Origin of the sequence: Exiguobacterium sp. USCH10 (assembly GCF_037619445.1) — a bacterium.
GTDB classification, from domain to species: Bacteria; Bacillota; Bacilli; order Exiguobacteriales; family Exiguobacteriaceae; genus Exiguobacterium; species Exiguobacterium aestuarii_A.
This window is the reverse complement of sequence record NZ_JAQPZO010000012.1, coordinates 46,062-69,107: the sequence shown is the minus strand read 5'-3', so window position 1 is coordinate 69,107 and position 23,046 is coordinate 46,062. Positions and strand designations below refer to the sequence as shown.

At 49.0% G+C, this 23,046-nt stretch carries 22 protein-coding genes and 1 riboswitch; of the genes, 19 read left to right on the top strand and 3 right to left on the bottom strand.

The genetic code is table 11. The features are described from left to right. Positions 1 to 476: 476 nt before the first annotated feature. Positions 477 to 1,379: an SDR family oxidoreductase gene (locus PQI28_RS14045; RefSeq protein ID WP_339963708.1), complete on the bottom strand. Its 903-nt coding sequence runs from the start codon at positions 1,377 to 1,379 to the stop codon at positions 477 to 479. A gap of 214 nt (positions 1,380 to 1,593) precedes the next feature. Between PQI28_RS14045 and PQI28_RS14040 the strand changes: the two genes are divergently transcribed. The 6 genes from PQI28_RS14040 to gcvH all read left to right on the top strand — a co-directional run bounded on the left by PQI28_RS14040 (position 1,594) and on the right by gcvH (position 8,648). Further along, positions 1,594 to 4,005 carry a 3-hydroxyacyl-CoA dehydrogenase/enoyl-CoA hydratase family protein gene (locus tag PQI28_RS14040; protein WP_339963707.1) on the top strand — a complete coding sequence of 804 codons (2,412 nt, stop codon included), beginning with the start codon at positions 1,594 to 1,596 and terminating at the stop codon, positions 4,003 to 4,005. A gap of 18 nt (positions 4,006 to 4,023) precedes the next feature. After that, complete coding sequence (locus tag PQI28_RS14035) at positions 4,024 to 5,196, top strand: acetyl-CoA C-acetyltransferase (protein WP_214785798.1); 1,173 nt, start codon at positions 4,024 to 4,026, stop codon at positions 5,194 to 5,196. Between the two features lie 13 nt (positions 5,197 to 5,209). Beyond that, a complete protein-coding gene (locus PQI28_RS14030; protein ID WP_339963706.1) occupies positions 5,210 to 6,994 on the top strand; it encodes an acyl-CoA dehydrogenase family protein in 1,785 nt (594 codons plus the stop codon). Between the two features lie 89 nt (positions 6,995 to 7,083). Next, a complete protein-coding gene (locus PQI28_RS14025) occupies positions 7,084 to 7,815 on the top strand; it encodes a hypothetical protein (RefSeq protein WP_339963705.1) in 732 nt (243 codons plus the stop codon). Between the two features lie 47 nt (positions 7,816 to 7,862). Further along, positions 7,863 to 8,216, top strand: coding sequence for an arsenate reductase family protein (locus PQI28_RS14020; protein WP_214785795.1), 354 nt, complete (start codon positions 7,863 to 7,865; stop codon positions 8,214 to 8,216). 48 nt (positions 8,217 to 8,264) lie between these two features. Further along, positions 8,265 to 8,648, top strand: a complete 384-nt coding sequence (gcvH, locus tag PQI28_RS14015; protein ID WP_012726861.1) for a glycine cleavage system protein GcvH — start codon at positions 8,265 to 8,267, stop codon at positions 8,646 to 8,648. Between the two features lie 45 nt (positions 8,649 to 8,693). Here the strand turns inward: gcvH and PQI28_RS14010 are convergent, their stop codons facing one another. Next, positions 8,694 to 9,749, bottom strand: a complete 1,056-nt coding sequence (locus tag PQI28_RS14010) for a PTS transporter subunit IIC (RefSeq protein ID WP_251125717.1) — start codon at positions 9,747 to 9,749, stop codon at positions 8,694 to 8,696. A gap of 180 nt (positions 9,750 to 9,929) precedes the next feature. On the opposite strand from PQI28_RS14010, the gene PQI28_RS14005 reads away from it, so the two are divergent. The 13 genes from PQI28_RS14005 to PQI28_RS13945 all read left to right on the top strand — a co-directional run bounded on the left by PQI28_RS14005 (position 9,930) and on the right by PQI28_RS13945 (position 21,793). After that, complete coding sequence (locus tag PQI28_RS14005) at positions 9,930 to 10,187, top strand: thioredoxin family protein (RefSeq protein ID WP_339963704.1); 258 nt, start codon at positions 9,930 to 9,932, stop codon at positions 10,185 to 10,187. Positions 10,188 to 10,637: 450 nt separating this feature from the next. Beyond that, a riboswitch (SAM riboswitch) is annotated at positions 10,638 to 10,744 on the top strand. Between the two features lie 77 nt (positions 10,745 to 10,821). Further along, on the top strand, positions 10,822 to 11,850 hold the full coding sequence (locus PQI28_RS14000; RefSeq protein ID WP_339963703.1) for a methionine ABC transporter ATP-binding protein: 1,029 nt from the start codon (positions 10,822 to 10,824) through the stop codon (positions 11,848 to 11,850). Beyond that, on the top strand, positions 11,840 to 12,502 hold the full coding sequence (locus PQI28_RS13995; RefSeq protein WP_012726857.1) for a methionine ABC transporter permease: 663 nt from the start codon (positions 11,840 to 11,842) through the stop codon (positions 12,500 to 12,502). The genes PQI28_RS14000 and PQI28_RS13995 overlap by 11 nt, the downstream gene beginning before the upstream one ends. Before the next feature lie 30 nt (positions 12,503 to 12,532). Beyond that, on the top strand, positions 12,533 to 13,366 hold the full coding sequence (locus PQI28_RS13990; protein ID WP_214820562.1) for a MetQ/NlpA family ABC transporter substrate-binding protein: 834 nt from the start codon (positions 12,533 to 12,535) through the stop codon (positions 13,364 to 13,366). Between the two features lie 100 nt (positions 13,367 to 13,466). After that, complete coding sequence (locus PQI28_RS13985) at positions 13,467 to 14,681, top strand: MDR family MFS transporter (protein WP_339963702.1); 1,215 nt, start codon at positions 13,467 to 13,469, stop codon at positions 14,679 to 14,681. A 178-nt stretch (positions 14,682 to 14,859) separates the two neighbouring features. Then, positions 14,860 to 15,621, top strand: coding sequence for a Fe-S cluster assembly ATPase SufC (gene sufC, locus PQI28_RS13980; protein WP_214786046.1), 762 nt, complete (start codon positions 14,860 to 14,862; stop codon positions 15,619 to 15,621). A gap of 12 nt (positions 15,622 to 15,633) precedes the next feature. Continuing rightward, a complete protein-coding gene (gene sufD / locus PQI28_RS13975; RefSeq protein ID WP_339963701.1) occupies positions 15,634 to 16,902 on the top strand; it encodes a Fe-S cluster assembly protein SufD in 1,269 nt (422 codons plus the stop codon). Position 16,903: 1 nt separating this feature from the next. Then, on the top strand, positions 16,904 to 18,124 hold the full coding sequence (locus tag PQI28_RS13970) for a cysteine desulfurase (protein WP_031422927.1): 1,221 nt from the start codon (positions 16,904 to 16,906) through the stop codon (positions 18,122 to 18,124). Then, on the top strand, positions 18,114 to 18,548 hold the full coding sequence (gene sufU, locus PQI28_RS13965) for a Fe-S cluster assembly sulfur transfer protein SufU (protein ID WP_026825487.1): 435 nt from the start codon (positions 18,114 to 18,116) through the stop codon (positions 18,546 to 18,548). The genes PQI28_RS13970 and sufU overlap by 11 nt, the downstream gene beginning before the upstream one ends. Before the next feature lie 19 nt (positions 18,549 to 18,567). Next, positions 18,568 to 19,965: a Fe-S cluster assembly protein SufB gene (sufB, locus tag PQI28_RS13960; protein WP_012726850.1), complete on the top strand. Its 1,398-nt coding sequence runs from the start codon at positions 18,568 to 18,570 to the stop codon at positions 19,963 to 19,965. 236 nt (positions 19,966 to 20,201) lie between these two features. Further along, the gene (locus PQI28_RS13955) at positions 20,202 to 20,858 is read left to right on the top strand and encodes a hypothetical protein (protein WP_339963700.1); all 657 of its coding nucleotides are present in this window, start codon (positions 20,202 to 20,204) and stop codon (positions 20,856 to 20,858) included. Between the two features lie 50 nt (positions 20,859 to 20,908). Beyond that, a complete protein-coding gene (locus tag PQI28_RS13950) occupies positions 20,909 to 21,373 on the top strand; it encodes a hypothetical protein (protein WP_339963699.1) in 465 nt (154 codons plus the stop codon). A 3-nt stretch (positions 21,374 to 21,376) separates the two neighbouring features. Further along, positions 21,377 to 21,793: a hypothetical protein gene (locus PQI28_RS13945; RefSeq protein ID WP_339963698.1), complete on the top strand. Its 417-nt coding sequence runs from the start codon at positions 21,377 to 21,379 to the stop codon at positions 21,791 to 21,793. 15 nt (positions 21,794 to 21,808) lie between these two features. On the opposite strand, the gene PQI28_RS13940 is transcribed toward PQI28_RS13945, so the two are convergent. Next, positions 21,809 to 22,999 (bottom strand): tyrosine-type recombinase/integrase, encoded by a 1,191-nt coding sequence (locus PQI28_RS13940; RefSeq protein WP_339963697.1) that lies wholly within the window; start codon positions 22,997 to 22,999, stop codon positions 21,809 to 21,811. Positions 23,000 to 23,046: the final 47 nt, after the last annotated feature.

The following is a 23,046-nucleotide window of genomic DNA, read 5'->3' as shown; positions in this document are numbered from 1 at the left end:
CTCGCCATAAAAAACACTCCCCGATAAGAATAAACAGATTTGTTATTTCATCTGTCTACCTATTGGGGAGCATATCAGCTGTTATGTGCCTTTTTTTGATGAGGAGTTGTCTGTAGGTGTGTCCTCCGACTAAGTATTGAAGGCTTCGGCGTTCGAGAACTTCATTCAGCTCGGATTAATTTGTTTATCCTCTGAGGAAATACATTAGCCAATAATAAAATCCCATAAAAAATGGCGAGTATTTCTAATACCACTGTAAAGGCAATTCGTCTTTTTTTATGAAATGGTAATTGGTGAAAGGAACTTTTTTGAAGAGCGAAAAAATCGTGCTCCGTTAAGTGATAGTGAGTGGTCAATACGTTTCCTCCATTCTATAGAAAGTGGTAATCTTTTCCTTATTGAAACATAGAAAAGATGGAGAAGGGAAACAAAAGGAATTAACAAAAAAAGACCCAGCAATCGCTGAGTCTAACCTATTATCCATTAATCACTGTACCACCATTGACGTGGATGACTTGGCCACTGACATACGTCGAGTCATCGCTTGCAAGATAGACATAGGCCGGTGCGAGTTCGGCCGGTTGCCCAGGTCGTTTCATCTCTGCCGAATCGCCGAACGAATCAACTTTGTCCGCAGGGAACGTCGACGGGATGAGCGGTGTCCAAATCGGACCCGGTGCGACTCCGTTGACGCGAATTTTTTTATCCGCCAAGTTTTTGGCGAGCGAGCGGGTAAACGCGGTGATGGCGCCTTTCGTTGATGAATAGTCAATCAATTGGTCGTTTCCTTCATAGGCCGTAATCGAAGTCGTATTGATGATGCTCGCCCCTTCTTTTAAATAAGGAAGCGCGGCTTTCGTTAAGTAGAACATGCTGAAGATATTCGTGCGGAACGTCTTCTCGAGTTGTTCGTCCGAGATGTCGAGAAGTGATTCCTGCGGATGCTGCTCGGCTGCGTTATTGACGAGGATGTCGATCCGGCCGAACGTCTCGAGCGTCTCTTCGACGACTCGTTGACAGAAAGAAGATTCTCCGAGGTCGCCTTGAAGTAATAGACAGGCTTGACCTAAGTCCTCAATCCGTTCTTTCGTCGCTTCCGCGTCCTCGAGTTCGTTTTGGTCCTTATAGACGATGACGGAGTTCGCACCTTCGTGGGCGAAGAAGATGGCAACCGACTTTCCAATCCCTGAATCCCCACCGGTGATGATCGCGACCTTGTCTTTTAACTTGTCACTCCCTTTATAGTCTTCCCGTTCATAGATGGGGAAGGGTTCCATCTTCGAATCGATTCCCGGTTGGTGTGCCTGTTCTTGAGCTTTCTTTTTGAACGACTCAAAGTCTTTTCGGCTACCGACAGTATTTAAACGATTATCATGCATGTGTACATTCCCCTTTCTAAATTTCACTCTTGTTGTCTATACCACACTTGTTGAAAACTAATCGTTTAATCGAAAAATGGAATGAAATTGAAAAATGAACGCTTGCGAATGAATGTTCATTCATTTATGATAGAAGAGTAAACACGATGGTGATTGCGATTTTTTTTACGCGTGAAATGAATCACTATTCATTCTCATTTTAGGGGGGAACACTATGACGAGTCACATCGAACAATCAACCGACCTCCGTTTGACGAACTCAATTCGTTTTGCGGTCGTCATCGGTTCAGGAGTAATGGGGGCGGGGATTGCGGCTCACTTGGCGAACGCGGGGATTCGTTCGCTCATGCTCGACATCGTACCACGTGAATTGACAGCAAAAGAGGAAGCGAAAGGGTTGACGCTCGAGTCACCAGAAGTACGAAATCGCATCGCCTCAGAAAACCGTCAGAAGCTATTGAAACAAAATCCGGCACCACTTGCGACAGCCGACCATCTCAACTTCATCGAAGTCGGGAACTTAGAAGATGATTTAGAGCGTTTGAAAGAAGCGGACTGGGTCATCGAAGTCGTCGTCGAGCGCCTCGATGTGAAGCAACAGCTCTTCGAGAAGATTGCACCTTACATCCGTGAAGATGCGATCCTCAGCTCGAACACGTCAGGGATTTCCATCGAAGCGATGGCAAGTGCCCTTCCGGAAGGATTGAAATCACGCTTCCTCGGGACTCACTTCTTCAACCCACCGCGCTACTTGAAGTTGCTCGAACTCATCCCGACGGAGAAGACAGCACGCCCGGTCATCGACTTCATGTCACGCTTCGCGGAAGACCGTCTCGGGAAAGGTGTCGTCGAAGCCAAAGACACGCCGAACTTCATCGGTAACCGCATCGGGACATACGGTCTCCTCGTCACGTTCGAAGAGATGCTCAAGCAAAACGCGTCAATCGGAGAGATGGATTCGATCACAGGTCCACTCATCGGTCGTCCGAAATCAGCGACGTTCCGCACACTCGATGTCGTCGGAATCGACACGTTCGTCCACGTGGCGGGTAACGTCTACGAGACGCTCGAAGCTGGGGAAGAGAAGGACACGTTCGACGTCCCTTCAGAAATGAAGCAACTCGTGGAAAAAGGCTGGATCGGACAGAAGGCCGGTCAAGGCTTCTATAAGAAAGAAGGAAAGGTCATTCAGGAATTGAATCTTCAAACGTTCGAATACGAACAATTGAAAGCGATTACAGGTCCTGAGCTCGATCAAATCAAATCACTTCCTGGATCGAAAGCGAAGTTGAAAGGTGCCATCTTGAACAAAGGTCGCGTCGGACAACTGCTCTGGCCAATCACGGCGAAGACGCTCGTTTACTCGGCACGTCTTACTGGCGAGATCGCAGACACGATTGTTGCTATCGACGATGCGATGAAGTGGGGCTTCGGTTGGAAATTCGGACCGTTCGAGATGTGGGATGCTCTCGGTGTTGAAAAATCAGTCGAGCGTATGAAAGCGGAAGGCTACGACGTCCCGGCATGGATCGATGAGATGCTTGCTGCAGGTAACACGTCATTCTATAAGGGAGACCAGTATTACGATAAAGCGTCGAAGGCGTATGTCGAGAAGACCGTCAACCCGAAAGAATTGAAACTCAAGCCACTCGCAAAATCAAACGGCATCATCTTAGAGAACGGTGGGGCACGCCTCGTCGATATCGGCGATGACGTCGTCGCACTCGAATTCACATCACCAAACAACGCGATCGGTGTCGACATCATGCAGATGATCGAACAGTCGATCGACCGTGTCGAACAAGATTTCAAAGGAATGGTCCTCGCGAACGACGGCAAGAACTTCTGTGTCGGCGCAAACCTTGCGATGATGCTCATGGAAGCAGAAGACGAGAACTGGTACGAACTCGATTGGATCATCAACAAGTTCCAACAAGTCGTTCAAAAGATTCGTTACTCGGGACGTCCGGTCGTCGCCGCACCATACGGCATGACGCTCGGTGGCGGAACGGAAATCAGCTTACCGGCAGCACGTATGCAAGCCGCGCTTGAGACGTATATGGGTCTCGTCGAAGTCGGTGTCGGTCTCATCCCAGGTGGAGGCGGAAACGTCAACACGTATCGTCGTCTCCTCGAACAGACGCCGAAATCGATGCAAAACATCGAGAAGGCTGCGCAACAGACGTTCGAGAACATCGCGATGGCGAAAGTATCGAAGTCGGCATTTGATGCAAAGACACTCGGTTACCATCGTGCGGTCGACGGGATCTCGATGAACCGTGATCACTTGACGTTCGATGCGAAACAGACGGTACTCGAACTTGCCGATGGGTATACGGCACCGGTTCGTGAGAAGTTACCGGTCGTCGGTCAAACGGGGAAAGCGACGCTCGAACTCGCAGCGTACGAAATGTTCTACGGCGGTTATATTTCAGAGCATGATTTGAAGATTGCGAAGAAACTCGCACACGTCATCAGTGGTGGCGATTTGGCATACGGTACGCTCGTTGATGAACAGTACTTCCTCGATATCGAGCGTGAAGCCTTCTTGAGCCTCATCGGGGAGCCAAAGTCACAACAACGGATGCAACATATGCTCGTGAAAGGCAAACCACTACGGAACTGATAAAGGGGGACATAACAAATGAGGGAAGCAGTCATCGTAGCCGGCGCACGGACGCCGGTCGGAAAAGCAAAACGCGGTTCGTTCCGTAACGTTCGTTCGGACGAGCTCGCGGGATATGCCATCAAGGCAACGCTTGAGCGTTCAGGATATAAAGGCCCGATTGATGACGTCATCATGGGTTGTGCGATGCCAGAAGCGGAGCAAGGGATGAACATCGCTCGCTATGCGGCGGTCCGGGGGGGACTGTCGCACGAAGTTCCAGCGATCACGATCAACCGCTACTGCTCGTCAGGTCTTCAAGCCATCGCGGATGCGGCGGCGAAAATCATGATCGGTCAAGCAACGGCGATCATCGCCGGCGGTATGGAGTCGATGAGCCAAGTCCCGATGGGGGGGCACGTCATCCGTCCAAACCCGAACATCATGGAGACTTCACCTGAATACTACATGAGCATGGGTCATACCGCAGAGCGTGTCGCGGCTGAATATAACATCTCGCGCGAAGACCAAGATGCGTTCGCCATCAACAGCCACCAAAAAGCGGCTGCAGCCATCGCGGGTGGCAAGTTCCAGGAAGAAATCGTTCCTGTGACGGTCATCGAACACGTGCTCGGTGAAGACGGTAAAGTCGCGGAAGTGGAGAAAGTCGTGAAGCATGACGAAGGTGTCCGTGCCGATTCGACGATCGAAGCGCTCGGTAAACTTCGCCCAGCTTTCAAAATCAAAGGTTCGGTCACGGCGGGTAACGCCTCACAAGTGTCAGACGGAGCGGCAGCTGTCCTCGTCATGGACCGTGAAGAAGCAGAACGCCAAGGGTTACAACCGATGGCGAAGTTCCTCTCGTTCGCAGTCGGCGGTGTCCGTCCGGAAGTGATGGGGATCGGTCCAGTCGTCGCCATTCCAAAAGCACTCGAAATGGCTGGCGTGAAGTTAGAAGAAGTCGGATTGTTCGAGTTGAACGAAGCGTTCGCGAGCCAATCACTCGGTGTCATCCGTGAACTCGGAATCGATCCATCGAAAGTGAACGTGAACGGTGGCGCTATCGCCCTCGGTCACCCACTCGGATGTACAGGAGCAAAACTTTCTGTCTCGATCTTGCATGAGATGAAACGACGCAATGAGAAGTATGGGGTTGTCACGATGTGTATCGGCGGCGGAATGGGCGCGGCTGGTGTCTTCGAATTACTTTAAGGGGGAATCGGATATGGAACGTACAGAACATGAATTGATTAAAGGCGGTAGCTTTGTCATTGACGCACTCGACGCAGAGCGTCTCTTCACACCAGAGGATTTCTCAGATGAGCATAAGATGATTGGGGACACGACGGCGGGATTTGTCGATGACCGCGTCATGCCGGTTCTCGAGCGCATCGAGAAACACGAGTTCGACCTCTCTGTCGAATTGTTGAAAGAAGCAGGCGAGCTCGGTCTTCTCGGAGCAGACGTTCCAGAAGAGTACGGCGGCTACCAACTCGATAAAATCTCTTCTTCGATCATCACGGAGCGTTTCGCGAAAGCTCGTTCGTTCGCACTCAGCTACGGCGCACACGTCGGAATCGGGACACTCCCGATCGTCTTCTTCGGATCAGAAGAGCAAAAGCACAAGTACTTGCCGAAACTCGCGACAGGGGAATGGATCGCGGCTTACGCGCTCACGGAGCCAGGCTCAGGGTCGGACGCCCTCGGTGCGAAAACGACGGCTGTCTTGAACGAAGCGGGCACGCACTACGTCTTGAACGGTGAGAAGCAATGGATCACAAACGCTGGCTTTGCGAACGTCTTCGTCGTCTACGCAAAAATTGATGGCGACAAGTTCAGTGCTTTCATCGTCGAGCGTGACTTCAAAGGAGTCTCAACTGGCGCAGAAGAGCAGAAGATGGGGATCAAGGGATCGTCGACACGTACGCTCATCCTTGAAGATGTCGAAGTACCAGTCGACAACCTTCTCGGTGAAGTCGGAAAAGGTCACGTCATCGCCTTCAACATCTTGAACGTCGGTCGTTACAAACTCGCAGTCGGAGCAGTTGGGTCTTCAAAACGTGCGTTCGACCTCTCCGTACAATATTCGAACGAGCGCAAACAGTTCAAGACACCAATCAGCCAATTCCCACTCATCCAAGAGAAATTGGCAACGATGGCAGCGAACATCTATGCGATGGAAAGCTCAGTGTATCGCACGGGCGGCTTGTTCCAAGATAGCCTCGACGCACTTGGTGACGAGAACATGCGCGACGGATCAAAAGTCGCACAAGCGATTGCTGAATATGCGATCGAATGCTCACTCAACAAAGTATTCGCTTCTGAAACGTTTGACTACGTTGTCGACGAAGCGGTCCAAATCCATGGTGGATACGGATTCATGGCAGAGTATGAAGTCGAAAACCTCTATCGTGACTCACGCATCAACCGCATCTTCGAAGGAACGAACGAAATCAACCGTTTGATCGTTCCGGGTACGCTTCTCAAGAAAGCGATGAAAGGTGAATTGCCGCTCCTCGCAGAAGCACAAAAACTTCAAAAAGAGCTCATGAGCTACATGCCGCAAGAATTGGACGGCTCACCGCTCGCACGCGAGAAGATGCTCCTTTCGAACATGAAGAAGATCAATTTGATGGTCGCAGGTACAGCGGTTCAGAAGTACCAACAAGACCTTCAAAACGAACAAGAAATCTTGGCGAAGATTGCAGACATGATCAGTGCTATCTATGCGCTTGAAGCAGCCATCGCTCGTACAGACAAGGCGATCGCACGCACAGGCGAAGAGAAGAACACGCTCAAAGTCCGCTATACAGAAATCTTTGCGGAGCAAGTGTTCAAACAAGTCGAACTCATGGCGAAAGAAGTGTTGTATGCAGCGGCGTCTGGTGACGAGCAGCGCATGCTTCTCTCGGCAATGAAGAAGTTCAGCCGCTATCAGCCGATCAATGTGATCGGGACGAAGCGTGAAGTCGCTGCGAGCCTCATCAAAGCGAACAAGTTTATCGTGTAATTCAATCGACAGAAAGGGTGGACCGGACGCGGTCGGCCCTTTCTTTTTTTGACCTCTGCCACGTACAATAGAAACGAGGGGGAGAGACGATGAGAACACGCGATAGATTGCTTGAACGAATGGAACAAATCGGAGAATCGGTTGCCGCACACGAAGGGACGCTGATGCTGCTTGCATTAGGGTCGATTGGACAAGAAACGGAGCGGTTGGATGATTACTCGGACCTCGATTTCTTTTTGATTGTCGAGGATGGACAGAAGGCACGCTTTATCGACCGACTCGACTGGCTTGAAGTCGAGCCGCTTCACTATCAGTTTCAAAACACGAAAGACGGACATAAGATCATGTATCACGATGGCATCTACGGTGAATTCGCCGTCTTTGAAGTACATGAACTCGCAGCGATCGCCTATACACCAGGACGCGTCGTCTGGCGACGGGACGAAGCACTCGACGTGTTCGCGACACCGCGTCTTGTAATCGCGCGTGAAGCGAAGGCTTACTACTATGAAGAAGCATTGACGAACCTATATGTCGGCTTGCTTCGGGAACGTCGGGGCGAGATGCTCGCCGGGTTCGAACTCGTCCAAGTCGCGGCCGTCCAAAACGTCTTGAAGGCGCTCGGTGGACAAGGAGACCCGTTCAACCCGACACGTCGGGTCGAGACGAGACATCCAGAGATGATTCCTTTCCTGTCAGGCGGGGTATTAGGATACGGCAGGTCAAGCGAAGCGGCAGGGGTCATTCTTCGCTTTATGGAAGAGCGACATTCCGTCAATCCGACGATGAAACGAGAAATCGAACGGTTGCTTGAGACGTGAATTGATTTCTCTAGATGTGCTACATTGATGAAAGAGGTGATGAACAGATGGTGACACTATACGGCTATCCACCATGCAGTACGTGTAAAAAAGCAGAAAAATGGTTGAAAGAGCAAGGCGTCGATTATACATACGTTCATATCGTCGAATCGACACCGACGAAAGAAGAACTCGCCGAGCTGTGGAAACAATCGGACTTACCGCTTAAGAAATTCTTCAACACGAGCGGGCAAGTCTATCGGAACGAAGGCATCAAAGACAAGCTACCAAATCTATCAGAAGACGAACAACTTGAGCTATTATCAAGCAATGGTATGCTTTTGAAGCGTCCAATCGTCACAAATGGTGAAAAAACGACGGTCGGATTTTCAGAAAAGTCCTTTACGGACGTTTGGGGCTAAGTGCTATAATACAGATGTGAGTCTAATTTATTTGAGGGGGAAGTTAGGATGAGCAAAGTACCAGCAAATTTACGTTATTCGAAAGAACATGAGTGGGTAGAAGTGAACGGAACGAAAGCCCGCATCGGCATCACGGATTTCGCACAGAGCGAACTAGGGGATATCGTGTTTGTGGAACTCCCAGAAGTTGACGGTACGATTTTGCTCGACGAGCCATTCGGTTCAGTCGAATCAGTGAAGACGGTCTCTGAGTTGTATGCGCCAGTATCAGGACGCATCACAGCAGTGAACGAGGACCTTGCAGATTCTCCAGAACTCGTCAACGAGTCACCGTTTGAAAATGCATGGATGATCGAAGTTGAGTTGACGGAAGAGTCAGACCTCGACAAGCTCATGTCTGCAGAAGAATATGAAGCGATGATTCAAGGATAAGTAAAACCGGCCTCTCCTAATTGGAGAAGCCGGCTTTTTTAATGCTTACTCGAAATCAAGACGGTAGTGGTCTGATTTGACGAGCGTCGTCCGTTCGAACACACGATAGAAGAAAATCCCGAGTCCGACTGGAATAAGCCCGAACAAGACGATCACGAGAAGTACGTTGAACAAGGCGAATCCGCCCGGCATGAGTTGTAGCGCGTTTACCGGTCCGATGAGTCCAGATACGCCAAACCCTGCGCTGATTGGAGTCCCCTCGATTCTTAATATACCAGCGAGCGCACCGAGGATGGCCGCATTCGCCAAAATAGGAAGCATCATAATCGGGCGTCGGACGAAGTTTGCCATTTGAATCTTCGGTGACCCGAGGAAGTGGGCGATCGATGTACCGGTCGCGTTCGCCTGCCAACCCGCGATGGCGAGACCGAACCCAGCGGCGACGACGCCGAGGTTTGCCGCACCGGCTGCAACGCCTGATAGACTGATGGCCGTTGCGATCCCGACAGTCGAAATCGGCGAGACGATGATGAGCGAGAACGCCATCGCGATCAGGATGCCCATGAGAACCGGTTGAAGATCCGTCATCGTCATGATGAGGTATCCGATGTATGTCGTGATCTGTGAAATATACGTCAATAAGAAGGCACCGATGCCGCCTGCGACGACAATGACTGTCATCGGCATGACGATGACGGTATACGTCTTCAAATGTGGGGCGAGCTTCATGACGAGAATCGTAGCGATTGCAGCGGTCACACCGGCTGTGATCACGTCACCGATTCCGGCCATCACAAACGCACCTTCGTTAATTCGAACGGCGCCACTGCCGACATAGGTTGCGATGGCGATCGTTCCAGCCTCTAAAATCGATCGTCCGAACTGCATCGCGACGGCAAGACCGATAATGGCCGGGAGGAGGCGCATCGCAATCGTCGTCGCATCCAATATGAATTGAAGAGACGGAAAATAAGGGAGTATAGCTTTCGTGAGTTCGCCGAGCAGCGCACTCGGGATGAGGGCGATCAGAATCGCCATGCTGAGACCGTTTAAGACGTTCATCGTAAATTGCTTTGTCGTACCTGTTGCCTGTTCCGTCATCATTCATTCACCTGTCCTTCTTCTTTGCTGTTATGTACAAAAGCGATAAAGTTAGAACCCATATTATTCCTATCAGACAGAAGAGTCAAGAGAATCATTGAAAAATTCTGAAATTTCACGAGAGCACGATTTTTGAACGTGACTCGAACGACCATTATAATGACAGGTGAGGTGAGAAAAATGATTACAGACGGATTCTTATATATATACGCGCCAATGTGTGGTACATGCGCTGTCGCGGAGAAAATGTTGACGGTCGTCGAGGCGGTCGACCCTGAAATTCAGATTGAAAAGCGCGATGCGAACTATATCCCAAACGAGCTTGAAGCTTATCAGGTGATGAGCGTCCCAGCGTTGTTAAAGCTTGAAAATGGCGAGGTTCAGGATCGTCTTTATGCCTTTCAAAACGTTCAACACGTCCTCTCTTTCGTAAAGTGAGAGAGGAACATTAGAATAATCTGAAAATTTTAAATAATCAGTTGACACAGAAAGTTCACGAATGGTATATTCATTACAACATCTTACTTGAACACAAAATAGGACGCGATATTCCCGACATCAAGACGTTTTGATGAAGCCGATGCTACCTTTATACGAATACACGTCAGTCTTCCCTTCGATTGTCCCCCAAAAAAATCAAGCGAAGAAAGATGTTCCGTATAATCGCACGGTCCAAGTCAAGATCGAGTGATGATTGGTGAATCTCCCCCATATAAGGATGTAAATCTTGAACGGGCAAAAGATTTTCATCTATGGGCTGTCCTTCCGTGACTCAAGGTGCTACGTTCTGTGTCGTCCTCGGACGGCACCTTTTTTTGATTTTTTTGAAAAAATGATTTGACAGCAGAAAAAGCTGTCGCTATGATAAAGCTAATCGAATACACAACACTCTTATCAAGAGAGGCTGAGGGACTGGCCCTATGACGCCCAGCAACCGCGGAGCAATCCGAAATGGTGCTAATTCCAGCAAGGTGAGAAACCTTGACAGATGAGAGCAATCGTTGTCCGTACGATAAAGTGCGCACGTTTGCTCAAACGTGCGCGCTTTTTTTGTTGTCAGGAGGGAAAGGAATTGATTCAATTACGAAACGTCGCCAAATGGTTCGATACGAAGAATGGTCGTGTCCAGGCGGTGGATGATGTGTCACTAACGATTGATCGCGGTGAAATTTTTGGAATAATCGGATATTCGGGGGCGGGGAAGTCGACGCTCATCCGATTACTCAACCGTCTCGAATCACCGTCTAGCGGTGAAATAGAGGTCGCCGGGAGTGAGCTCACGAAGCTCAGCCCGAAAGAATTACGAGGGGTTCGCAAGAACGTCTCGATGGTCTTCCAGCACTTTAACCTTCTGTGGTCGCGCACGGTCGCAGAAAACATCAGCTTCCCACTCGAATTGATCGGGGTTCCGGCAAGTGAGCGGAAACGTCGGGTTCAGGAACTCGTCGAGCTCGTCGGACTATCAGGTCGCGAAGATAGCTATCCGTCACAATTATCCGGCGGTCAAAAACAGCGAGTCGGGATTGCCCGCGCGCTCGCTACAAATCCAGAGGTGCTCCTCTGTGACGAAGCGACAAGCGCGCTCGACCCGAAGACGACGGATTCGATTCTTGAACTGCTCGTCAGCATCAATAAGAAGCTCGGATTGACAATCGTCCTCATCACGCATGAAATGCACGTTATCCAAAAGATTTGTCATCGCGTCGCCGTGATGGAGGCAGGGAAAGTTGTCGAGACGGGTCAAGTCTCTGATGTGTTCCAACATCCGGAGCAGCCGATCACGAAAGAATTCGTGAAACAAATTGGGGCGGTCGACGATCTGTCGCTCACGTTCGAACATTTGAAAGCACGATATCCGAGTGGGCAAATCGTCAAATTGAAATTCTTGAACGAAACGGCGGAACAACCGATTTTGTCCGATGTCCTTAAGACGCACGACATCGGATTCAACATCATCGGCGGGAACGTGACACAGTCACAAGTCGGTGCGCTCGGCACGCTATTCATCCAATTGATTGGGGAAGCACCAGAAATCGAACGCGCCATCGCGTCGATTCGTTCGCAATCAGTAGAAGTGGAGGTGGAAAGCGATGTTTCCTAACGTAGACTGGCAAATCATGATGGAACAGACATGGGAGACGTTATACATGACGCTCGTCGCGGGTGTCGCGACGTTTGTGATTGGACTCGCTTTAGGTTTGATTCTTTATATTACAAACGAATCGCTATTATTGAAGAATCGTCCAATTTACGTCTTCGTCAGCGCGATCGTCAACGTATTTCGTTCGATCCCGTTCATCATCTTAATCATTTTACTCATCCCGTTCACGTTGTTCTTGCTCGGTACCATGCTCGGTTCGACGGCGGCGCTTCCGGCACTCATCATCGGAGCTGCACCGTTCTACGCCCGTATGGTCGAACTTGCCCTTCGTGAAGTCGACCGCGGCGTCATCGAGGCAGCGGAATCGATGGGCGCGACGAAATGGCAAATTATTTATAAAGTCTTGATTCCGGAAGCTCTTCCGGCAATCGTTTCAGGACTCACGGTGACCATCGTTGCAATCGTCGGTTATACGGCGATGGCCGGTGTCGTCGGAGGCGGCGGACTCGGGAACTTGGCCTTCTTGGAAGGTTTCCAACGCTCACAAAACGACGTCACGTTCGTGGCGACGGTGCTCATCTTGATCATCGTGTTCGTCATCCAGTTCATCGGTGACCGACTCGTCACAAAAATTGATAAACGTTCAGCTTAATTACACATACACCATTTGGAGGGATTCATAATGAAAACTTGGAAAACAGTACTCGGATTGACAGCTTTATCAGCATTCACAGTTCTCGCGGCTTGCGGCGGAGAAGAGGCAGAAACAGGTTCTGGCGATGAAAAAACATTGATTGTCGGTGCGTCGAACGTACCGCACGCTGAGATTTTAGAGCACGTACAAGAAGAATATGAAGCAAAGGGCTACAAACTCGAAATCAAGAAGTTCCAAGACTACGTGCTTCCGAACAAGACGCTCGCAAGCGGTGAGCTCGATGCGAACTACTTCCAACACGAGCCATACCTCAAGTCACAAATGGCTGAAAACAAAGACTATAAATTCGCATCTGCGGGTGGCGTTCACATCGAGCCAATCGGTGTGTACTCACAAAAATACAAATCGCTCGACGAACTTCCTGAAGGCGCAGAAATCATCATGAGTTCATCGGTCGCTGACCACGGGCGTATCCTCACGATGCTCCAATCAGAAGGTCTCATCACACTTGCTGAAGGCAAAACAGTCGATGCAACTGTCTCTGACATCGTCGACAACCCGAAAGACTTGAAATTCAAGACGGACGTTGAAGCAGCACTTCTTCCGACAGCTTACAACAACGGAGAAGGCGATGCGGTTCTCATCAACACGAACTACGCAATCGACGCAGGTCTCAACCCACTTGAAGATGCCATCGCACTCGAAGGCGAAGACTCACCATACGTCAACTTGATCGTCACACGTGAAGGGGACGAAGAAGATGAGCGCGTCAAAGCACTCCTCGAAGTATTGACTTCTGAAGAGACACAACAGTGGATCTTAGACGAATACAAAGGTGCGGTCGTACCGGTACAACAATAAGCATTCTCGACTCAGGGGTCATCCCCTGGGTCTTTTTTTGTCTAGTGTTCTTTCATAAAGAGAAGTACACTACATATATGAAAGAAAAGGGGGGATTTGGATGAAGCTCAGACAGATTCATCCACTGACGTGGGGCGTCCTGTTCGGGACGTTTTTTGCACGACTGGCGACGTTTTTCGTCATGCCATTTTTTGCGATCTATCTGGCCACGCTCGGATTTTCGGCGAGTGTGATTGGAACGATCTTTGCCGTGACGGCACTTTCGGGTCTGTTCATGAGCTTCTTTGGGGGGACACTCTCTGACCGATATGGGCGAAAACAACTCATGCTGATCGGCATCGTGCTCAATGCCGTCACGTTCGCTGGTCTCGCGCTCGCGACCGATCTGTTTTGGTTTTATATGTTATCGATGTTGATGGGCATGTCGCGATCTTTCTTAGAACCGGCTTCGCGGGCACTCATCAGTGACACGACGCAGGCAGACCAACGGGTCATCGTCTATAACGTCCGTTACTTCATGATCAATATCGCCGCGGCCATCGGGCCACTCTTGGCGGTCGTCTTATCGCTCACAGGTGTAAAGACTGCATTCTTTGTCGTGACGGCAGTATACATATTGTATGGAATCATCATCTCGATCTTGTTTTATAAGTATCCGTTTGAAGAAGGAGACGGGGTCAAGGCACGGCCACGCTTGACGGAGACGTTTCGCGTTTTACGAGACGACCGGACATTCCGTGCGGTCATCATCGGGATGATTTTCGCGATTATCGGTTACAGTCAGTTCAATTCGACGCTTCCTCAATTCATTGCGTTACGCGACGGACTAGAAGACGGTTCGAGATTGTTCGCTTACTTATTGACGACGAACGCAATCACGGTGCTCATCGTCCAATATCCAATTATGCGTTTCGGGATTCGTGTCTCGCCGATCAAGTCACTCTTCTTCGGCATTTCGACGTTGTCGTTCGGTCTTTTATTGATTGGGTTTGCGACAGTTGAATGGGTGCTCTTTGTGGCAATGACCATTTTCACGGTCGGCGAAGTGTTGATGTTCACGATGACGGACGTATTGACGGACGAACTGGCGCCCGAACATTTACGGGGAACTTATTTTGGGGCGATGGGATTGACGTCACTCGGTCAGACAATCGGACCGATTATCGGTGGGGTGTTACTGGATACGTTCGGGCAATCATCGCTTCCGGTGTTCGGAAGTTTGGCGCTCTTAACGGGGTGTGGGGCCTTCTTCTTCGCTGCCGCCGTACGAGAGCGGAAAGTCGTCCTCGCACTCGTCGAAGAGAATGCCGGATAATGTCTTGATTTCCTACTATTAGCATTCTCAACTTTTATCATTCTATTGAGAATGAATTCTAAGGTGAGTCGCTTGAAATAAAAAAATGACTAGTCTAAGATTAGAATATATCTAATCTACGCCATTCACTATGGCGAGAAAATACGGAAGGGGTATCCGAATGTCTAACGTACCACAAATGAAAATTGATGACCTCCGCGTCTCAATCGAAGGAAAAGAGATTGTCAAAGGTCTTAACCTAGAAATTAAAGGTGGCGAAATTCATGCCATCATGGGTCCAAACGGGACTGGTAAATCAACACTCGCATCAGCACTCATGGGTCATCCACTTTATGAGGTCACTGGGGGAAGCGTCGAATTAAACGGCGAAGATGTCCTCGAGATGGAAGTCGACGAGCGCGCACAAGCAGGGATGTTCCTTGCAATGCAATACCCGGCTGAAATCAGTGGTGTGACAAACGCAGACTTCTTGCGTTCAGCAATCAACTCACGTCGTGAAGAAGGTCAAGAAATCTCGCTTATGAAGTTCATCCGTGAACTCGATGCGAAGATGGAGCTTCTCGAAATCCCTTCAGAAATGGCACACCGCTATTTAAACGAAGGATTCTCAGGCGGTGAGAAGAAACGTAACGAGATTCTTCAAATGATGATGATTCAACCGAACATCGCCATCTTGGATGAAATCGACTCAGGTCTTGATATCGATGCGCTCAAAGTTGTCGCAAAAGGCGTCAACGAAATGCGTTCAGAAGAGTTCGGTTGCTTGATCATCACGCACTATCAGCGTCTCCTCAACTATATCGAGCCAGACTTCGTACACATCATGATGGACGGAAAAATCGTCATGTCTGGTGGCAAAGAGCTCGCACAACGACTCGAGGCAGAAGGTTACGACTGGGTGAAGCAAGATCTCGGAATGACAGTAGACACAGAAGCGTAAGGAGGCTGTACGATGACCGTACAATTTGAATTGGATGCACAAGCGTTGTCGGCACGTGCAGAAGCGCTCGGCGGACCAGCATGGATGGTCAACCGTCGTAAAGAGGCAGCAGAACTTGCGCCGACACTTGCTTTGCCAAAAGTTGAAAAGATTAAGATTGATAAGTGGGACTTCGCAGCGGGTGATGTCAATCTCGAACCGAAAGACGGTTTGACAGCTGACATCGAATCACTTCTCGGAGACCACCGGACAAACGTGCTCGTTGAACGCAACGGTCATGTCGTCTATAACGAATTGTCGATGCCAGAAGGCGTCTTATTCATGGGAATCAAAGAAGCGATGGAGCAACATCCAGAGCTCGTTGAGAAATACTTCATGACGGAAGGCGTACGTGTCGATGAAGAACGTCTTTCGGCGTTGAATGCTGCCCTCACAAACGGTGGGGCGTTCATTTACGTACCGAAAAACACACAATTGAAAGATCCGCTTCAAGCCATCTTCACGATGGAACAGGCGAACGGTGCCTTCTATCACCACACGATCCTCGTCGCTGACGAAGGTAGTGAAGTGACATACATTGAAAACTTCCTCTCTGGTACGAACGAACCGCATACGGTCAACGTCGTGACGGAAGTATTCGCTGGAGAGAACGCGAAAGTCGTCTTCGGTGGTGTCGATCAGCTCGCTGAATCAGCCCTCACGTTCATGAACCGTCGCGGTGTCGTCTATGCGAACGGTCGCCTCGATTGGGCGCTCGGTCACATGAACGACGGGAACTCGGTCGTCGAAACGAAGACTCACCTCGTCGGAGACAACACGTATTCGGATACAAAAGCTGTGACAATCGGTCGCGGTGCACAAAAACAAAACTTCAACATCCGTACCGACCACTTCGGAAAAGCATCTGAAGGGTTCATCTTGATTCACGGTGTTCAAAAAGACGCAGCTACTGCGATCTTCAGCGGGACATCGATGATTCACCACGGTGCTTCAAAATCGAACGGTGTTCAAACAGAGCGCGTCTTGATGCTCTCTGAAAAAGCACGTGGGGATGCCAACCCGATTCTTCTCATCGATGAAGATGATGTTATGGCAGGTCACGCGGCATCAGTCGGCCGTGTCGATGATGTTCAATTGTACTACTTGATGAGCCGTGGTTTGTCTCGCCAAGAGGCAGAGCGTTTAATCATCCACGGATTCTTGACGCCTGTCGTCGAAGAACTCGCAATCGATTCGGTCAAAGACCGTCTCCGCGAAGTCATCGAAGGGAAAGTACGTTAAGATGTTGAACGCCTCGATTCGTGAACAGTTTCCGATTTTAGATCAGGAAATCAATGGACACCCGCTCGTTTATCTTGATAGCGCGGCGAGCTCACAAAAGCCGCTCGCTGTCATCGAGGCGATCGAGGACTATTATCGTCGCAACCATTCGAACGTGCATCGTGGCGTCCATACGCTCGGGACGCAAGCAACGGATGCGTATGAAGGAGCACGCGAACGCGTCCGTTCTTTCATCCATGCGGCGGTTCCTGAAGAAATCATTTTCACACGTGGGACGACGACGGCCATTAACTTGGTCGCGTCGAGCTACGGAGATGCGAATGTCGGTGAAGGCGACGAAATCGTCCTCACTCCGATGGAACACCATGCGAACTTGATTCCGTGGCAACAACTTGCCAAGCGCAAAGGCGCGACGCTTCGTTACGTCGAACTCACGCCGGACGGACGTGTCACACTGGATGCCGTTCAAGCCGTCTTATCGGATCGGACGAAAATCGTCGCGATGAGCCACGTCTCAAACGTGCTCGGTACAATCAATCCGATTGCCGAAGTCGCTCGACTCGCACATGAGAAAGGTGCTGTCATGGTCGTCGATGCCGCACAAAGTGCACCGCATCGTAAACTGGACGTTCAAGCACTGGACTGTGACTTCCTTGCCTTTTCTGGACATAAGATGCTCGGACCGACTGGAATCGGTGTCTTATACGGGAAGAAACAACTCCTCAAAAATATGGAGCCGGTCGAGTTCGGTGGCGAGATGATCGACTACGTTGATTTGTATGAATCGACGTGGAAAGACATTCCGTACCGCTTCGAAGCGGGAACACCGATCATTGCTGGAGCGGTCGGACTTGCGGCTGCTATCGATTTCTTAGAAGAAATCGGGCTTGAGAATGTCGAAGCACACGAACGTGAACTCGCGTCTTACGCGATTGAGCAGATGAAAACGATTGAAGGGATTGAGATTTACGGTCCTGAAGATCGTGTCGGTCTCGTCACGTTCAACTTGAAGGACGTGCATGCGCATGACCTCGCGACCGTTCTCGATATGCAAGGCATCGCGGTTCGTGCCGGTCACCACTGTGCACAACCACTCATGCGTCTTTTGAAGCAATCATCGACGGCACGGGCGAGCTTCTATTTGTACAACACAAAAGAAGAGGTCGACCGTTTCATCGAGGGATTACGTCAAACGAAGGAGTATTTCAATTATGAGTTTTAATAATCTCGACATGTTGTACCGCCAGGTCATCATGGATCACTATAAAAACCCAAGAAACCGTGGCGTCATCGAAGATGGCGTGACGGTGGACTTGAACAACCCGACATGTGGGGATTCGCTTCGTCTTCAACTACAAGTCGAAGACGACATCGTCAAAGATGCGAAGTTTGAAGGAGAAGGCTGCTCAATCAGTCTCGCCTCGGCATCGATGATGACCCAAATCGTCAAAGGAAAAACAGTAGAAGAGGCGCTTCAACTCGCTAACATCTTCTCTGAAATGGTTCAAGGCAAAGAGTACGACACGGATACGTTTGACCTCGGTGATATCGAGGCGCTCTCAGGCGTATCGAAATTCCCGGCTCGAATCAAGTGTGCCACGCTCGCGTGGAAGGCGCTTGAAAAAGGAGTAGACGAGGACGCGTAAGGAGAAGGAGGAGACCGATATGGCAAAGAACATGCCGGAAATTGGCGATTATAAATACGGCTTCCATGATCGGGACGTTTCGATTTTCCGTTCAGGCCGCGGCTTGACAACAGAAATCGTAGAGACGATCTCGCGCATGAAAGAAGAGCCACAATGGATGCTCGACTTCCGTTTGAAGTCGTTGGATCACTTCAACAAGATGGCGATGCCGACATGGGGCGGAGACCTCTCGGCACTTGATTTCGACGAAATCACTTACTATGTCAAACCATCTGAAAAGACAGAACGCTCATGGGATGAGGTACCAGAAGAAATCAAACGTACGTTTGACAAGCTCGGTATCCCAGAAGCAGAGCAAAAATACTTGGCAGGTGTCTCGGCTCAGTATGAGTCTGAGGTTGTCTACCACAGCATGCAAGAAGACTTCGAAGAAAAAGGTGTTATCTTCAAAGATACAGACACTGCACTCAAAGAAGACGAAGAAATCTTCAAAGAGTACTTCGGGAAGTTGATTCCGCCGACGGACAACAAGTTCGCGGCCCTCAACTCAGCTGTTTGGTCGGGTGGCTCGTTCATCTACGTACCAAAAGGCGTGAAACTCGAGCAACCGCTTCAAGCTTATTTCCGCATCAACTCGGAAAACATGGGTCAGTTCGAGCGTACGCTCATCATCGTCGATGAAGGCGCATCGGTTCATTACGTCGAAGGATGTACGGCACCGGTTTACACAACGAACTCGCTTCACTCAGCGGTCGTTGAGATCTTCGTCAACAAAGATGCATACTGCCGTTACACGACAATCCAAAACTGGGCGAACAACGTCTATAACTTGGTAACAAAACGTGCAGTCTGTGAAGCGGGTGGATCAATGGAGTGGATCGATGGAAACATCGGATCGAAACTCACGATGAAATACCCGGCTGTCATCTTGAAGGGGGAAGGCGCACGTGGGATGACACTCTCAATCGCCCTCGCTGGTAAAGGACAGCACCAAGACGCTGGAGCGAAAATGATTCACCTCGCGCCGAACACGTCTTCGTCAATCGTCTCGAAATCGATTTCGAAACAAGGCGGAAAAGTATCGTACCGTGGAATCGTCCACTTCGGCCGTAAGGCGAAGGGCGCGCGCTCGAACATCGAGTGTGACACGCTCATCATGGACAACGAGTCAACGTCAGATACAATCCCGTACAACGAAATCTTGAACGACCAAGTGTCACTCGAGCACGAAGCGAAAGTCTCAAAAGTGTCAGAAGAGCAACTCTTCTACCTCATGAGCCGTGGAATCTCGGAAGAAGAAGCGACAGAAATGATCGTGATGGGCTTCATCGAGCCATTCACAAAAGAATTGCCAATGGAATATGCGGTCGAAATGAACCGTCTCATCAAGTTCGAGATGGAAGGTTCGATTGGATAATGGCTTAATACCAGTGTTTTGAAGGGTTGATTTTAAACATGATTCATCACAGCCCTCAATCAGCCCTCAAAATTGATGGCGGAGCATCCAATGGATGCTCCGTTTTCTTTAAAATACGGTCGTATTTTGTCGAACGAAACTTGTGGAAACCGACACCTTAACTTGTGGTATTGTATACCAATTCATCTATCATTTCGATATGATTAATTAAGATTGATTGCAAGTGGGGGTTGAAAATGAGGGTAGAATCATTTGGCAATAGAAAAATCGAAATGAGAGCGTATCACGGGACGCTTCTAAGTAAAGCTGAGTCGATTCTTGAATCTGGATTTTGGAGCTCAAGTGGAATCGATCACTGGCTAGGTACTGGTGTATATTTTTTTCGAGAAGATGAAACTCAAGCAAAATTTTATGCTGAACGAGATAGATTCAGATTAATGAAAAAAGGACAATTTCGTAAGGCGAAGAGTCCTGAATACGATGGATGTATTTTTGAATGGTGTGAAACTTTACAAGGTGAAGAATTTTTGAACCTTGACACTAGAGATGGTGCAGTTTTCTTCGATAAGCACATGAAGGCAACGAAAAAAATGCTTCTCTCGAAAGGGTATAAAGTTGAAACAGCACTTTGGCAGTGGAACAATGAACTGTTTAACCTTATTCCGCCAGAATACACAGTAATTCAAAGGACTTTTCCTGTTCCTAGTGAAAAACTTGGCAATCACAGCGAAGCGTTGTTTAATACCCTTATGTTTTTTCCGATATTAAAAGGGAATAGGGATATAAGTGCAGAAGTGAGCTCTATTAACACAGAGTTAATCCACGGTACTCAGGTTGTGGTGAGAAACCCTCAAAGGATTGATACTACAAAACTGTCTTGGATGGCGTGTTAATAAGGTAGTTCTATATCCGATTGTGATAGTAGGACGAGGAGGAATGAAATATGAACGAGCAAGAATACATGGATTATTTAGAAGAACGCTTTCTTCAGTTGGCAGAAGAAAATGGAATTCAGTACGAAAAAGTGGCTCCTGGGGAAGGCAAAGTTATCATCAAAGAAAATGATGTGATTATTGGAGAATTAGGAGACCCATATCCTACTGAACGAGTTTTAAAAATGCTTGTAAAAGAACCAGAAGATCCTATTCTTTATAAAAAAATCGAGTATTCACAATTCTTCAGCTTTGCAGACTCAGAATTATTGTTCTCTGAAGATGGTTACATTATTGAAAGTAACTACTCACTTAATAATTCTAATCTTAACTTTGAAGATTTGTTGAAGGAAATTGAGATTAAAAAATTAGTAATAAAAGGGACACCTAAAGCTGAAACTCCTCTCGTAACAATACCGAATGAGCGAGTATCATATGATGCGTGTTCATCACAAACTTTGATGGAGGCATCTTAAATAATGAAAAAGCTGAAGTTTGGGCGTTATAGAGTAGAGCAACTTACGTTTAATCAGGAAGATGATTTTTATGATGAAGAAAGTATCAAGATTTCGATGGGATCTCATGTGGAACTGATAGACGAAGAAAGTGCTGTTGTTTCAATCATCTGTGGTTTAGAAAGCGAAGATGAAAAGTTTAACCTTTTTATCAGAGTTTCAGGAGAATTTTTAGTTGAAGATGATGGTAGCACAGAAAACATCACTGGAATTACAAATGAAATGCTGCTGAGACGAAATAGCATTTCGATCTTGTTCCCTTACGTTCGTTCGGCGGTGTCCCAAGTGACTTCTATCGGCTATAATGCCCCGATTGTTTTGCCACCTATTAACGTATTAGAGTTTATAGACAAAAGCAAAGAGGAGGAACCCGAAAAATAATCGGTCCTCCTCTTTTTATTTTGTCTCTTTTTGTATATACAGATTATTGTTCGCTATACGTGCCTCGTATAGTGCCATCGCATCATGCTCGATTTTCTTCGAGACATGTAGATAGATGTTCATCGTGATCTTCGTGTCGGCATGGCCAAGACGATCCGCCACGTATTTCACATCGGCACCCGCCTCCAGTAAGTGGACCGCATGGGTATGACGGAGGACATGCGGGCTGATGTGCTGCACGCCACTCTTTTTGCAGGCATCTCGCAAATAGTCCCTCACAATACTCGTCCGCAGCCACGTCCCGTTCGGGCTATGGAACACGAGGGGGAGTTCAGGCTTCTTGTAATTCGGATAGGCGAGATACACTTCCTTTTGACTGGTCCGGTGCCGTCGCATGAGCTCGTTTGTTTGGGCATCGATCCGCAGCGTCCGGTTCGCCTTCTTTGTCTTCGGTTTCGTCACCTTGAGCTCCAACTTCGAACCAAATGAGAGGGTCTTGTTCACACGGACGGTACCGGCATCCAGGTCGATGTCCTCCCACTCGAGCGCCAATGCCTCACCGATACGTAAACCGGTCCGCGCAATCAGTGTGAAGAGGGCGAGATATTGGATGGAGCGCTTGTACTTCCCGTGAGGAGTCTGTTCTAGATAGCCAAGTAGGCGATTCAGCTCTTCCATCTCCAAGAACTCGAGTATGTCGTCATCTTCGTCTGGCGTGTCATCCCGTTTCGATATCTGGATTCGGTGTGCCGGGTTCTTTTCAATGAGGTTCATATCCAAAAGAGCATGATCGAGGATGCTCGAGAACGTCGAATGGAACGAACGGACGGTGCCGAGGCTGTAGACCTCGACCTTCTCGTTGATCCACTTCTGATACATGACCCGGTTGATGTCGATCAGCCGATGTTCCCCGAACTGGGGGATGAGATGATTCCTCACGGTGCGGCTGATCCGGTCGTAGGTCGACTCTTTGACGTGTGGTCGTTTGAACGTCTCGAGCCATTCGAGGGCGAACGTGTCGAACCGGATGTTCTGGTCCATCACGAACGTGTTGTTCAACAGTTTCGCCTCTTCCTTGGCCGCAGCCATCTGCGCCTCGCGTTTCGAACCGAAGTTGCTGCGGGACCGTTCGCGCCGCCGACCGACCTCGTCGTAAAAATAGATGCGGTATTGCCATTTTCCGTTCCGCTTACGGAAGATTGCCATATCGTTCACTCCTTTGCTTCTTTTGGCCCTCTCATTATAAACGAGAT